15 protein-coding genes and 1 pseudogene are annotated in these 12,808 nt (G+C 68.0%); 7 read left to right on the forward strand and 9 right to left on the reverse strand.

Features of this window, described 5'->3' with window-relative positions; all coding sequences use genetic code 11:
* Nucleotides 1–505 precede the first annotated feature (505 nt).
* Nucleotides 506–1,291: pseudogene (locus RCP37_RS20255) on the forward strand (HAD-IB family hydrolase); the annotation flags it as partial.
* 437 nt (nt 1,292–1,728) lie between these two features.
* On the opposite strand, the gene RCP37_RS20260 reads toward RCP37_RS20255, so the two are convergent.
* Complete coding sequence (locus RCP37_RS20260; protein WP_308484732.1) at nt 1,729–2,475, reverse strand: oxidoreductase; 747 nt, start codon at nt 2,473–2,475, stop codon at nt 1,729–1,731.
* A gap of 31 nt (nt 2,476–2,506) precedes the next feature.
* Here RCP37_RS20260 and acs point away from each other — a divergent pair, with 31 nt between their 5' ends.
* A complete protein-coding gene (acs, locus tag RCP37_RS20265) occupies nt 2,507–4,477 on the forward strand; it encodes an acetate--CoA ligase (RefSeq protein ID WP_373693072.1) in 1,971 nt (656 codons plus the stop codon).
* Nucleotides 4,478–4,495: 18 nt separating this feature from the next.
* Here acs and RCP37_RS20270 read toward each other — a convergent pair whose 3' ends face one another.
* A complete protein-coding gene (locus tag RCP37_RS20270; RefSeq protein ID WP_373693074.1) occupies nt 4,496–5,212 on the reverse strand; it encodes a chymotrypsin family serine protease in 717 nt (238 codons plus the stop codon).
* Nucleotides 5,213–5,269: 57 nt separating this feature from the next.
* Here RCP37_RS20270 and RCP37_RS20275 point away from each other — a divergent pair, with 57 nt between their 5' ends.
* The 3 genes from RCP37_RS20275 to RCP37_RS20285 are packed head-to-tail and all read left to right on the forward strand — an operon-like array spanning nt 5,270 to nt 6,932.
* Nucleotides 5,270–5,425, forward strand: coding sequence for a hypothetical protein (locus RCP37_RS20275; protein WP_308484734.1), 156 nt, complete (start codon nt 5,270–5,272; stop codon nt 5,423–5,425).
* Nucleotides 5,422–5,976 (forward strand): phage holin family protein, encoded by a 555-nt coding sequence (locus tag RCP37_RS20280; RefSeq protein ID WP_308484735.1) that lies wholly within the window; start codon nt 5,422–5,424, stop codon nt 5,974–5,976. Before RCP37_RS20275 ends, RCP37_RS20280 begins: the two co-directional genes overlap by 4 nt.
* On the forward strand, nt 5,976–6,932 hold the full coding sequence (locus RCP37_RS20285; protein ID WP_308484736.1) for an alpha/beta fold hydrolase: 957 nt from the start codon (nt 5,976–5,978) through the stop codon (nt 6,930–6,932). Before RCP37_RS20280 ends, RCP37_RS20285 begins: the two co-directional genes overlap by 1 nt.
* A gap of 1 nt (nt 6,933) precedes the next feature.
* On the opposite strand, the gene marP is transcribed toward RCP37_RS20285, so the two are convergent.
* From marP to nth, 4 genes are read right to left on the reverse strand one after another with little or no spacing between them, the layout of a single operon-like run.
* The gene (gene marP / locus RCP37_RS20290; protein WP_308484737.1) at nt 6,934–8,127 is read right to left on the reverse strand and encodes an acid resistance serine protease MarP; all 1,194 of its coding nucleotides are present in this window, start codon (nt 8,125–8,127) and stop codon (nt 6,934–6,936) included.
* Entirely contained in the window at nt 8,124–8,906 is a 783-nt protein-coding gene (locus RCP37_RS20295; protein ID WP_308484738.1) for an NUDIX hydrolase, read from the reverse strand. Before RCP37_RS20295 ends, marP begins: the two co-directional genes overlap by 4 nt.
* 37 nt (nt 8,907–8,943) lie before the next feature.
* Complete coding sequence (locus RCP37_RS20300) at nt 8,944–9,567, reverse strand: TlpA family protein disulfide reductase (protein WP_308484739.1); 624 nt, start codon at nt 9,565–9,567, stop codon at nt 8,944–8,946.
* 14 nt (nt 9,568–9,581) lie between these two features.
* Nucleotides 9,582–10,262 carry an endonuclease III gene (nth, locus tag RCP37_RS20305; protein ID WP_308487177.1) on the reverse strand — a complete coding sequence of 227 codons (681 nt, stop codon included), beginning with the start codon at nt 10,260–10,262 and terminating at the stop codon, nt 9,582–9,584.
* 132 nt (nt 10,263–10,394) lie between these two features.
* Here nth and RCP37_RS20310 point away from each other — a divergent pair, with 132 nt between their 5' ends.
* Together RCP37_RS20310 and crp are read left to right on the forward strand one after the other, a co-directional pair.
* The gene (locus RCP37_RS20310; RefSeq protein WP_308484740.1) at nt 10,395–10,535 is read left to right on the forward strand and encodes a hypothetical protein; all 141 of its coding nucleotides are present in this window, start codon (nt 10,395–10,397) and stop codon (nt 10,533–10,535) included.
* Nucleotides 10,536–10,640: 105 nt separating this feature from the next.
* Complete coding sequence (gene crp / locus RCP37_RS20315; protein WP_013830875.1) at nt 10,641–11,315, forward strand: cAMP-activated global transcriptional regulator CRP; 675 nt, start codon at nt 10,641–10,643, stop codon at nt 11,313–11,315.
* Nucleotides 11,316–11,388: 73 nt separating this feature from the next.
* Here crp and RCP37_RS20320 read toward each other — a convergent pair whose 3' ends face one another.
* The 3 genes from RCP37_RS20320 to RCP37_RS20330 are packed head-to-tail and all read right to left on the reverse strand — an operon-like array spanning nt 11,389 to nt 12,801.
* Nucleotides 11,389–12,168 (reverse strand): MBL fold metallo-hydrolase, encoded by a 780-nt coding sequence (locus RCP37_RS20320; RefSeq protein WP_308484741.1) that lies wholly within the window; start codon nt 12,166–12,168, stop codon nt 11,389–11,391.
* Nucleotides 12,169–12,175: 7 nt separating this feature from the next.
* Nucleotides 12,176–12,643, reverse strand: a complete 468-nt coding sequence (locus RCP37_RS20325) for a RidA family protein (protein ID WP_308484742.1) — start codon at nt 12,641–12,643, stop codon at nt 12,176–12,178.
* A complete protein-coding gene (locus RCP37_RS20330; RefSeq protein WP_109519602.1) occupies nt 12,640–12,801 on the reverse strand; it encodes a Sp36 family protein in 162 nt (53 codons plus the stop codon). The genes RCP37_RS20325 and RCP37_RS20330 overlap by 4 nt, the downstream gene beginning before the upstream one ends.
* Nucleotides 12,802–12,808 lie beyond the last annotated feature (7 nt).

The raw sequence follows: 12,808 nt of genomic DNA on the forward strand, positions 1-12,808 counted from the left end.
CCTCACTGTGGCGCGAGAGGCTTCGTCACGACACCCGATTGCCAGCGGGTGTGGACGAAATTCCCGACTGTGCATAACCCAAAGTACGTGTTACCGATAAAACCAAACTAATCGTATGAAAAGCCGGATCTGTAACACGTTCCAGTCAGCGCGGGGGCTCTCCGGCGAACTAATTACCGGTTAAAAAAGACGACCCCCGCCAGGGGGGGAGGAGGCGGAGGTCGTCGCGTATCAACCCCGGGGGGTCGGGCCGATACACCCTCAGCATAAGCCGAGTGATGCCACTATACACACGACAGGGTGGTCCGGCGCAAGTGTTTGCAAGTGTTGCTATCAAATGGCGACCTAAATCTCGCACTACGTGTGAAGTGCTCTTTCTCCCGTAGCACCGGGTTAGCAGACCTCTCACACCTATGCTGTGGCGGTGACCGCATCCACCCCGCAGCCGCACTCAGCGCCTACGTCGTCAGCCGACTCTGCGGCACTTTTTGCGGCCCCTCGAACCCGCACAGCCGCGTTCCTGGACCTCGATCAGACGGTCATCGCGAAGTCCAGCGCACTGGCCTTCAGCAAACCCTTTATGGACCAGGGACTGATCAACCGTCGCACCGTGCTCAAGTCGAGTTATGCGCAATTCCTGATGCTGTTGTCCGGCGCCGACCACGATCAGATGGAGCGGATGCGCGCCCACCTGACCAACATGTGCACCGGCTGGAACGTGGAACAGGTCAAGGCGATCGTCAACGAGACGATGCACGACATCGTCACGCCGCTGATCTTCGCGGAGGCCGCCGAGCTGATCGCCGATCACAAGCTCTGCGGCCGCGACGTGGTGGTGGTCTCGGCCTCAGGCGAGGAAATCGTGGCGCCCATCGCCCGGGCGCTGGGTGCCACCCACGCCATGGCAACCCGGATGGTGGTCGCCGACGGCAAGTACACCGGCGAGATCGCGTTCTACTGCTACGGGGAGGGCAAGGTACAGGCCATCCGCGAGCTGGCCGCCCGCGAGGGCTACCCGTTGGAGCACTGCTACGCCTACTCGGACTCGATCACCGACCTGCCGATGCTGCAGGTGGTCGGGCATCCGTCGGCAGTGAACCCCGACCGCGCGCTGCGCAAAGAGGCGATCGCCAACGGCTGGCCGGTGCTGACCTTCTCGCGGCCGGTGTCGCTGCGTGACCGCATCCCCGCGCCCTCCGGTGCCGCGCTGGCCACCACTGCCGCAGTCGGCGTCAGCGCACTTGCCGCCGGCGCGCTCACCTACTCCCTACTGCGCCGACTGGTGCCTTGATCCGGCCTCTAGCAAACATCGCTGATCACAATCCGATGACACCGCACACGCCGTATGCGATTGACCCTTGCTGTGTCGTGCGTCACGTAGTACAAAGGAAGCACGGAAGCCGGTAAGGCCAGGGTCGACCCGGAAGAGAAGGATCGACCTCCCGAACCGCACTTCCCAGTACGGAGAGCGGTACCCACGCGGAGCCACAGCCGCGAAGATGGCAGAAGTGTTGCGGGCCTGCGTAATTGCGGAACGTGATCGGTGTTGTCAGCCCTTTGGGTGGGGTTGCAGCCGAAGAACACCGCAGGAGCGCCGAGGCCACCCACGCAGCCCACGTTGGACGCTTGGTAACCGTGTACCGTGCTAGCGGGCGGCGAGCCGAATCATTCGGAGCGCCGCCCGCTTCGTTCCGTTCCGGGACCTCTTCAAGTGGCCCGAATCAGCGCTTAGCGACCCGCTTCAGCAATCCCCAGCGCATCGAGTGCACCGGTGCGCATCGCGCCGCAACACAGCAGCAGCCAGGCGGTGACACCCTCGGCTGAACCGGTCGCGAAGTCCGCCGCCGCCCGCCGGTAGTCGCGTGCGTTGCGCATCCAGGTCACCTCGGGCACTCCTAGGCCGTGGCGGTCCAATCCGCTGGCGATGGTGACCAGCCGGGCCGCGCCGCGGGCCACCACGCCGTCGGCACTGCCGAACGGTGCCAGCGTCAGCAGTTCACCGTGCACCACCGCGGCGAAGACCGGGGCGGCCACCGACGTGCCGCCGGTGGCCAGGTCGGCCAGCATCTCCAGCCGGCGCCCGACGGCCGCGCCGCCTTCGGGCCGGCCGAGACGCTCCTCGTCGACGAGGTCCGCGGCGGCCAACACATGCAGCCGGGCCAAGGCCTGCAGCGGCGCACGCCGCCACACCTCGACCAGGGTGGTCTCCCCGCCTTCCAGAGCCTGGGCCACCCGCAGGGCCCCGGCGAACACCGGGTCACAGGTCGAGGCGGCGTCCACGGCCGCGGGACCCCCGTCGAGCACCGACGACGCCCGCGCCGCCCGCAGGGAGGCCTCCGCGGCACTGACCGGCCAGCCCCGCATGTTGGTCTTATGCCGATGCACCCGAGCCAGCTCGTCGCGTACCTGCTCACTGGCCTCGGAGACACCGGGCAGCGCAGCTAACGGGGCCAGTGGATCCTCCGCGGTGGTCACGGGCTGTGACACTACCGCCGCAGTGATCGCAATGATTAGGCTCCTGACCGTGACCGCAACCTCAGCCGCTTCTGCGCCGTCGTACCCGCCTGCCGCCGAGTTCGTCGCCCAGGCCAACGCGGGTCCCGAGTTGTACCGCGCAGCCGAATCCGATCGGCTCGCCTTCTGGGCCGAGCAGGCCAACCGGTTGAGCTGGGCAACACCCTTCACCGAGGTGCTCGACTACACAGACGCCCCGTTCGCGCGCTGGTTCGCCGACGGCAAGCTCAACGTCGCCTACAACTGCGTGGACCGCCACGTTGAAGCCGGCCACGGCGACCGGGTGGCGATCCACTGGGAGGGCGAGCCCGACGGCGACGCCCGCACCATCACCTACGCGGACCTGCTGGCCGAGGTTTCCCGGGCCGCCAACGCGCTGACCGGGCTCGGCCTGGTCGCCGGCGACCGGGTGGCGATCTACCTGCCGATGATCCCCGAGGCGATCATCGCGATGCTGGCGTGCGCGCGGTTGGGCGTCCTGCACACCGTGGTGTTCGCCGGTTTCTCCGCGCACGCGCTGCGCTCCCGAATCGACGACGCGCAAGCGAAGGTGGTCATCACCTCCGACGGGCAGTTCCGCCGCGGCCAGCCGGCACCGCTCAAGCCCGCGGTCGACGAGGCGGTCGCCGATGCTCCGAGTGTCGAGCACGTGCTGGTGGTGCGACGCACCGGCGGCGAGGTGTCCTGGAACGCCGACCGCGACCTGTGGTGGCACGACGTGGTGGATCCGGCTGCACCACAGCACACCCCGGAGGCGTTCGAAGCCGAGCAGCCCCTGTTCCTGCTGTACACGTCGGGGACCACGGGCAAGCCGAAGGGCATCGTGCACACCAGCGGCGGCTATCTGACGCAGGCGGCCTACACCCACCACTACGTCTTCGACCTCAAGGCTGCCTCCGACGTCTTCTGGTGCACCGCCGATGTCGGGTGGGTCACCGGCCACACCTACGCGGTGTACGGGCCGCTGGCCAACGGCGCCACCGAGGTGATCTACGAAGGCACTCCCGACTTCCCGGACCAGCACCGACACTTCCAGATCATCGAAAAGTACGGTGTGACAATCTATTACACCGCGCCCACGTTGATCCGCACGTTCATGAAATGGGGCCGCGAGGTCCCCGACGCTCACAACCTGTCCAGTCTGCGGCTGTTGGGTTCGGTCGGCGAACCGATCAACCCGGAGGCGTGGCGCTGGTATCGGCGGGTGCTCGGCGCGGACGCGCTCCCGGTGGTCGACACCTGGTGGCAGACCGAGACCGGCGCCGCGATGATCACCCCGCTACCCGGTGTGGCCGCGGCCAAGCCGGGTGCCGCGATGACCCCGCTGCCCGGGATCTCCGCTCGCATCGTCGACGATCACGGCGATCTGTTGTCGCCGGATAACGCAGCCGGGGAACCGGTTTCGGGCTACCTGGTCATCGATCAGCCGTGGCCGTCGATGACCCGCGGGATCTGGGGCGACTCGGAGCGTTTCATCGAGACCTACTGGTCGCGCTTCGCCGAGCAGGGCTGGTACTTCGCCGGTGACGGCGCCCGCTACGACGCCGACGGCGACATCTGGGTGCTGGGCCGGATCGATGACGTGATGAACGTGTCGGGGCACCGCATCTCTACCGCTGAGGTCGAGTCCGCCCTGGTCGGCCACGAAGCGGTGGCCGAGGCCGCCGTCGTCGGCGCCATCGATGAGCAGACCGGCCAACGGATCTGCGCGTTCGTGGTGCTGGCGGCATCCCACAGCCACGTGGGCGGCATCATCGTGGACGAGCTGCGTGAGCGCGTCACCGTAGAGATCTCGCCGATCGCCAAGCCCCGCAACGTCCATATCGTCCCGGAGCTGCCCAAGACCCGCAGCGGCAAGATCATGCGGCGGCTGCTGCGCGATATCGCCGATGGCCGCGAACTCGGCGACACCTCAACCCTGGTGGACCCCAGTGTGTTCGACGCGATCCGGGCGGCCGACTGAGCCCATGCGGCGACCCGCCTAGCCGATCGGGACGAAGCCCGCACCTGGCCGGTCGTTGGCGTTGATGTCGCCCAGCACGGCGTTGATCGACACCACGACCGCCGGTGTGTGCAACGGGATGTACTTGATCACGCAGGTCGGCAGCGCGTCGCTGAACGCGCCGTGGATCATGCCGACCAGCATGTTGTTCACCACGACCGGCCCGCCGGAGTCTCCGGGGCGCCCGCAGACCTGCATCACGATGGTGCCCGGGTCTTGGCCCGGCCCCCAGGTCAGGCCGCAGGAGTTGCCGGTGGTACGGCCCTGCTTGCAGGCGATCTGACCGAAGATCGGGTCAGGACCAATGCCGCCGATCACGAAGCCGCCGAAGTTGGATACCGGCGTCACCTTGGTCGGGTCGAACTCGATCACCGCATAGTCCAGGCCGTCATTGCCGGCCACCATGTGGCCGATGATGCCGTTGCCTTCGGAGCCCTCGGCCGCCACCTGGGCGCCCGGGCCACCGCAGTGTGCCGAGGTGAAACCGATCAGTGCACCGGTCTTGTCATGGCCGATCGCGGTCAGCGTGCACAACGTGTCCTCGTCGACCACGATGCCGGCGCCCCCGCCCATCACCACCTTGTCGTCGGCGACGACCCGGGCCACCGGTGCGACGACGGTGGCCAAGACAGCACAGGTCACCCATGCCAACAGCGCAGTCGCGCTGCGCAACAACCAGCGGTGTGCGATCTGCACAGCGGTTCTCCCGTCGATCAACTCCACCCCCGGTGGTAGAGAAACAGCCTAACGGCGGTGAGTGACCTGGCGGGGCTGGGCGCGCCGCGGGCTAGCACCGTCGGGGCCGCGGTGGCTCGCGATCTGCCGCAGCTTTCCGGGGCCACTCGTCGGGTCAGCTACCGCATGGCAACATTAAGCCGCGACGACGGCGAACGGGAGGACAGCCAGTGAGCAAGGCCGATCGCAGGAATGCATTACGCGCCGCAGCTAAGGCGGACCGCAACGGCGTGCCCAACACCTTGGCGACCATCCCGTTGGCCGACCCGCATGCGCTGCCCGCCGACCCGTCCCTGGGGGAGCTCGTCAAGGACGCCACGGCCCAGATGTCGACGCTGGTGCGCGCGGAGGTCGAACTGGCCCGCGCCGAGATCACTCGGGACGTCAAAAAGGGCCTGACCGGCAGCGTGTTCTTCATCGCGGCCCTGGTCGTGCTGTTCTACTCCACCTTCTTTTTCTTCTTCTTCGTCGCCGAGCTGCTCAACATGTGGCTGCAGGACTGGGCCGCCTACCTGATCGTGTTCGGGATCATGCTGGTGGTGACCGTGGCCCTGGCGCTGCTCGGCTTCCTGCGGGTGCGCCGTATCCGCGGGCCGCGCCAAACGATCGAATCGGTGCGTGAGACCCGCGACGCGCTGCGTCCCGACCCGGACCGCCTGCACGGCTCTCCGGCGTCTCCGGCGGGCTCGCCCGCCAGGTCGACCACCGATCCCTCGGGCTGGTAGTGCCGCCACCGGATCCGTCGATCACCCGCATCGACGGGCCGTGGCGACACTGGGACATCCACGCCAACGGCATCCGCTTCCATGTCGTCGAGGCGGAATCAGCCGACGACCGCGCCGCCGACGCCCCGCCGACGTCGCGACCGCTGGTGATGCTGCTGCACGGGTTCGGCTCGTTCTGGTGGACCTGGCGTCATCAGTTACGCGGGCTGAGCGGTGCTCGGGTTGTCGCCGTCGATCTGCGTGGCTACGGCGGCAGCGACAAACCTCCTCGCGGCTACGACGGCTGGACACTGGCCGGGGATACCGCCGGGTTGATCCGGGCCCTGGGGCACTCCTCGGCGACTCTGGTCGGCCACGCCGACGGTGGCCTGGTGTGCTGGGCGACGGCTCTGCTGCACCCCCGACTGGTGCGCGATATCGCCGTGGTCAGCTCGCCGCATCCGGCGGCGCTGCGCAACTCGGCGCTGACCCACGCCGACCAGGGCAGGGCGCTGTTGCCGTGGTTGCTGCGGTACCAGGTACCGTTCTGGCCGGAGCGCTCCCTGACCCGCCACGATGGAGCCGAGCTTGAGCGTTTGGTGCGCAGTCGAGCTGGGGCGAACTGGCAAGCGAGTGCGGATTTCGCCGAGACCATCGGGCACCTGCGCACCGCGGTACAGATTCCGTCGGCGGCGCATTGCGCGCTGGAGTACCAGCGCTGGGCCGTGCGCAGTCAGCTCCGCGCTGAGGGCCGACGGTTCATGAGGGCGCTGGACCTGCGCACGTTGAACATTCCGCTGCTGCACCTACGCGGCGACGACGACCCCTACGTGCTGGCCGACCCGGTCAACAAGACCCGGCAGTACGCGCCGCACGGGCAGTACGTGTCGGTGCCCGGCGCGGGGCATTTCGCTCACGAAGAGGCGCCCGAGGTGGTCAACGACCACCTGACGCAATTCTTAAGCGGCAGAGCTTAACTCACTCTCCCCCGACACATGTCTGCGTCGAAACCGGCTGAGTGTCGCCGATGCGGGCGAGCTGACCCGTCACCTCCTCAGCGGTCATCACGAACCCGGTGTCAGCGTCGTCGACCGCCGCACCGAACACCACGCCGATCACCCGGCCGTCCATATCGATCATGGGGCCGCCGGAATTGCCTTGCTGCACAGTTCCTCTGATGGTGTAGACCCGACGGGTGACAGTGGTGTTGCGGTAGATGTCGGGGCCCTCAAGGTTGATGACGTCGCGGATCCGGGCCGGAGTGGCCTCGAAGACCCCACCACCGGGGTAGCCCAGCACCAGCGCATCGGTGTCGGCTTGGGCGGGCGAGGAGGCGAACGTCAACGGCGGCAACGGCAGATCGGGCACCGCAAGGATCGAGATGTCTTCCTTGGGATCGAAGGAGATCACCGTGGCCTCGTACGACTTGGTGCCGCTCTCCACGGTGACGCTGTCCGAGCCGGCCACCACGTGCGCGTTCGTCATCACCCGAGTGGGCGAGATGACGAATCCGGTGCCTTCCAACACTTTCTGACAGTTGGGCGCCACACCACGGATCCGCAGCACGCTGGGCGCAGTGGCTTCCACCACTGGGCTGGCGGCCAGTTCCGGGTTCGGCGCATCCACCGCGGCGATCGGCGCGTGACTGAAGGGCTCCAGCACGGCGGGCAGCCCGGAGTCGTCGAGCACCGCCGAGAGCCGCCGCGGCACGTTCTTGAGCCACTGCGGCGCGACATCGTCGACCTGACGCAACACTCGCGAATCGTTGACGGCCGCGGCCAGGTTCGGCTGATCGGACGCGGTCAGCGGGGTGGCCAGCAGCCAGGCCGCGATCAGCACCACCCCGAGCTGCAGCACCACCCCGACGATGGAGTCGACTCCGCGGACACCGGGGCTGCGGATCGCTCCACGCACCGCCCGGCCCAGCACCACGCCGGCAACCTCGCCGATGACGACCATGGCCAGGATCAGAAACAGCGCGGCGAACAGTTTCAGCCGCGCACCCGAAACGCTTTCGATCAGGTGCGGGGCCAGCAGCACCCCGGCCATCGCCCCCAACGCAACACCGACGAAGGAGAGCAGGGAGCCCAGCGCGCCGGAACGCCAGCCAGACACTGCGGCAACGAAGGCGATCGCCAGCACGGCGATGTCCAGCCACTGCGACGACGTCATATCCCAGTCATCCCCGTTCCACCAGGTTCTTCTCCAACCAAAGCCATGGCCTCGTCCAGCCCGAGTACCTCGCTGGTATCCCAGGGCTGCGCCCAGCCGGCCACATCCAGCATCGCCGAGATCACCTGGGCGGTGAATCCCCAGACCAGCATCTGGTTGAGCCGGAACGCCGGCATAGCCCAACGTCGACTGCGCGCATCACGGTAAACCATCAACCGGTTCTCGGGGTTGATGAACGCCCGGACTGGAACGCGGGCCACGATCGCGGTCTCGCCCGGGTCTACCGCGGTCACCGGTCCGGGATCCTCGGAATAGGCCAACACCGGCACCACATGGAACCCCGAGGGGGCGATGAAGATCTTGTCCAACGTGACCAACGGGTGCACCCGGACCGGGTCGATCCCGGTCTCCTCGTTGGCCTCCCGCAACGCGGTGGCAATAGGCCCGTCGTCGTCGGGATCGACCGCTCCGCCCGGAAATGCGGCCTGGCCGGCGTGATGACGCAGCGTCGAGGCACGCACCGTGACCAGCAGGTCAGCCGATTCCGATATCGCCTCCGGCGGGCCGCCGAGCGGGCCGGAGAACAGCACCAGCACGGCCGCGTCGCGCCGGCTTCCGGTGACGCTGGCCTTGGCGTTGGCGGCCGTGATCATCGCCCGAACATCGGCGGGCAGCCGGTGCAGGTAGGCCGTCGGCACCTTCTCGACGTTGTCGACCAGGGGGCGCAGCCAAGACGGGGCGCGCGACGGGGCCCAGGACTGGGACTCGCCAGCGCTCACCGCGCCTCCCTCTGTGCCGGATCCTGATCACCCCACATCAGCGGCCGCTGTTCTCGACGGCGGCGGCGATCTCTTCGGCGTTGGCGAAGGGCTGCGGCAGGATGCGGGCAACGCTACCGTCCGCGGCCAGCACCACCGTCGCGGGCATCACATTGGGCACCCGCAACGCCGCCGCCAGCTGCCGGCGGCCGTCTTGCAAGGTGGGCAGCCGCACGCCCAGCTCGGCCAGCAGGGCCAACCCGGCGGCTTGGTTGTCGTCTTGATGCACCGTCACCACCGTCACGGTCGACCCGACCCGGCGCTGGTATTCGGCGAACGCCCGCAGCTCGTCGCGGCACGGCCCACACCAGTACGCCCACAGGTTGAGCACTACCTTCCGACCGGCGAACATCGCCGCCACGTCGACGGGCGAACCGTCGGCCGCGCACTCGACGGTGACGCCGCGCAGGGCGCTCGGCCCGCCGTCGCCCGGTCCCGCCTGGCAGGGCGGCAAGTCGGCGCGCTGGCGTAGGGCGGTCAGGTCGGCGCCAACTCCGGCGACGGCCGGGCCACGGCCCGGCGGCACGGCGGCCGGCTCGCGGCGCAGTTCGTTCACCAATCCGGTGAGCAGCGCGGCAACCACCGCCAGTACCGCTACGGTCCACCGCGTTGAACTGCTCATCCGCGTGACGGCCGCTACAGCCCGGCCAAGGCCAGCAGATGCTCGGTCTCGGGGCCTTTGACCAGAGCAGCAGCCTCCATCGGAGAGGTGGGCCCGATTCCGAACGACGGGCAGTCCTTGGCCAGCACGCACACCCCGCAGGCCGGCTTGCGGGCGTGGCAGACCCGTCGGCCGTGAAAAATCACCCGGTGGGACAGCAGCGTCCATTCCTTGCGTTCGATGAGCTCACCGACCGCGTGCTCGACCTTGACCGGGTCTTCCTCGCTGGTCCACGCCCAGCGTCGCACCAGACGGCCGAAGTGGGTGTCGACGGTGATGCCCGGGACCCCGAACGCGTTACCCAGGATCACGTTGGCGGTCTTGCGGCCCACCCCGGGCAGGCGCACCAGCTCGTCCATCGTGTCGGGCAGTTCGCCGTCGAAGCGCTCGACCAGCATCTGGCCCAGGTTGATCAGAGAAGCCGCCTTGTTGCGGTAGAAGCCGGTGGGCCGAACGAGCTCCTCCAGCTCGGTGCGGTCGGCTTGGGCGTAGTCCAGCGCCGTGGGGTACCGGGCGAACAATGCCGGCGTCGTCAGGTTCACCCGCACGTCGGTGCACTGCGCCGACAGCACGGTGGCGACGGCCAACTCCAAGGGATTGGTGAAGTCCAACTCGCAGTGGGCGTCGGGAAAGGCCTGCGCCAGAGTCCGATTCATCCGGCGAGCGCGCCGGACCAGGCCGGTCCGGGTCTCTGTTCGCGCCGCGCTGGGCGCCTTGTCCACTGTCACCTCCGACAGGGTACTAATTTGTGACCCCAACGAGACCTTGCCCATGTTTACTGACGACTTGTGTCCTGGTTGCTGATCACCACCATCCCGATGCTGCTGATGCTGTCAGCGGTCGGGCTGGAACGCATCGAAACCGGGCTGGGTCAGGTGGAGAAGGCGAATCCGCAGTTTCCTCCGAATCGGCATGCCAACCGTGTGTAGCGTTGTAACCTCGCTTGACGCCTAGCTCTAGACTCAGGTGGCTGGCCGGGTAGCGGCCCGCACTTATCGATTTCAAACCTTCATCAAAAACATCTAAGGGGCATCGTGGACGAGATCCTGGCGAGGGCCGGAATCTTCCAGGGAGTTGAGCCCAGCGCCGTAGCCGCGCTGACCAAGCAGCTTCAGCCCGTGGACTTTCCGCGCGGACACACCGTGTTCGCCGAGGGAGAGCCCGGCGACCGGCTGTACATCATCGTCTCCGGGAAAGTGAAGATCGGCCGGCGTTCTCCTGATGGCCGGGAGAACCTCCTGACCATCATGGGCCCCTCGGACATGTTCGGTGAGCTCTCGATCTTCGACCCGGGTCCCCGGACGTCGAGCGCGACGACCATCACCGAGGTGCGCGCGGTCTCGATGGACCGCGACGCCCTGCGGTCGTGGATCTCCGATCGGCCCGAGATCGCCGAGCAGCTGCTGCGGGTATTGGCCCGCCGGCTGCGCCGCACCAACAACAACCTGGCCGACCTGATCTTCACCGACGTGCCCGGACGGGTCGCCAAGCAGCTGCTGCAGCTGGCGCAACGGTTCGGCACCCAGGAAGGCGGGGCCCTGCGGGTCACCCACGACCTGACTCAGGAAGAGATCGCCCAGCTGGTCGGGGCCTCGCGCGAGACGGTGAACAAGGCACTGGCCGACTTCGCCCACCGCGGCTGGATCCGGCTCGAGGGCAAGAGCGTGCTGATCTCCGACTCCGAGCGGCTGGCCCGCCGAGCGCGGTAGTCCCTTTCCGCCGAAGCTGTAGTTAGCGCGTAAAAGTGCGAGTAGACACCGCGCTAACTACAGCTTCGACGCGCTACTGGCCCCGTAGATAGTTCAGCTGGGCCTGCACCGACCATTCGGCGGCGCCCCACAGCTCTTCGTCGACGTCGGTGTAGACGTGTTCGACGACCTGTCGGGCGGTGGCGTCCTCGCCCAACGCGGCCAGCGCCGAACGCACCTGTTCGAGCCGCTGTTCGCGGTGCTCCAGGTAGCCGCTGGCCACCGCCTCGATGTTGGGCAGCTCCGGTCCGTGCCCGGGCAGCACCGTGCGCCCACCCAGCCCGCGCAGGCGCCGCAGCGAGTCCATATAGCGCGTCAGGTCGCCGTCCTCGGAGTCGATGACGGTGGTGCCGCGCCCCAGCACGGTGTCGGCGGTCAGGACTGCGTCGTCGAGCACGAACGACAGCGAGTCCGCGGTGTGCCCGGGAGTGGCGAACACGGTGATCCGCAGCCCGGCCGCGTCGATCACCTGGCCATCAGTCAGGCCGCCGCCGAGCCGACGCTGAAATCCGCTCCCTGCGGAGTACACCGGTGCGCCGACGGCGTCCACCAGCTTGTCGATGCCTTCGGTGTGATCGAAGTGCCGGTGACTGATCAGCACCAGGGCGATCCGGCCGACCTCAGCCAGCCGGCCGATGTGCTCGTCATCGTCAGGCCCCGGGTCGACGATCACCACCTCGTCGCTGCCCGGGCCACGCAACACCCAGGTGTTGGTGCCGTCCAGGGTCATCAACCCGGGGTTGTCGGCCAGCAGCACCGACGCGGTCTCGGTGACCGGCCGCAGCCGACCGTACGCGGGATGACTGGCCGACACCGCTGCGCTACTCCGCCGCGGCCTTCAGCTCGACGATCAGTTCGACCTCCACCGGCGCGTTCAGCGGCAGCTCGGAGACCCCGACCGCGGAGCGGGCGTGCTTGCCGGCATCGCCGAACACCTCACCCAACAGTTCGGAGGCCCCATTGACCACGGCGGGTTGCCCGTTGAAGTTCGGCGCCGACGCGACGAATCCGACCACCTTGACCACCCGGGCCACCGTGTCGAGCCCGACCAGGGCATCCACGGCGGCCAGCGCGTTGAGAGCGCAGATCCGGGCCAGTGCGTGCCCGTCCTCCGGGGCGACCTCCGCACCCAGCTTGCCGGTGCGCGGCAATTCGCCGGCCTGCATCGGCAGCTGACCGGAGGTGTAGACGAGGTTGCCGGTGCGCACCGCCGGCACGTAGGCCGCCAGCGGCGCCACCACATCGGGCAGCTCGATCCCGAGTTCGGTCAGCCGGGCCCGCCAGCTCATTGTGGGCGCTTCAGGAAGGCGATGAGCTGCTCACCGGAGGGCCCCGGCAGCACCGACACCAACTCCCAGCCGTCTTCTCCCCATTGGTCGAGGATCTGTTTGGTGGCGTGCGTGATCAAGGGGACGGTGGCGTACTCCCAGACCGTGCGTTGACTCATGGCAGCG

It is taken from the genome of Mycolicibacter sp. MU0102 (genome assembly GCF_963378105.1).
Classification (GTDB): domain Bacteria; phylum Actinomycetota; class Actinomycetes; order Mycobacteriales; family Mycobacteriaceae; genus Mycobacterium; species Mycobacterium holstebronense.

Excerpts from the sequence above, each read along its gene's own strand:
- acs (WP_373693072.1), top strand. The coding sequence starts at position 2,507 with ATGATTAGGCTCCTGACCGTGACCGCAACCTCAGCCGCTTCTGCGCCG.
- marP (WP_308484737.1), bottom strand. The coding sequence starts at position 8,127 with ATGACGTCGTCGCAGTGGCTGGACATCGCCGTGCTGGCGATCGCCTTC.
- RCP37_RS20300 (WP_308484739.1), bottom strand. The coding sequence starts at position 9,567 with ATGAGCAGTTCAACGCGGTGGACCGTAGCGGTACTGGCGGTGGTTGCC.
- nth (WP_308487177.1), bottom strand. The coding sequence starts at position 10,262 with ATGAATCGGACTCTGGCGCAGGCCTTTCCCGACGCCCACTGCGAGTTG.
- RCP37_RS20325 (WP_308484742.1), bottom strand. The coding sequence starts at position 12,643 with ATGAGCTGGCGGGCCCGGCTGACCGAACTCGGGATCGAGCTGCCCGAT.
- RCP37_RS20330 (WP_109519602.1), bottom strand. The coding sequence starts at position 12,801 with ATGAGTCAACGCACGGTCTGGGAGTACGCCACCGTCCCCTTGATCACG.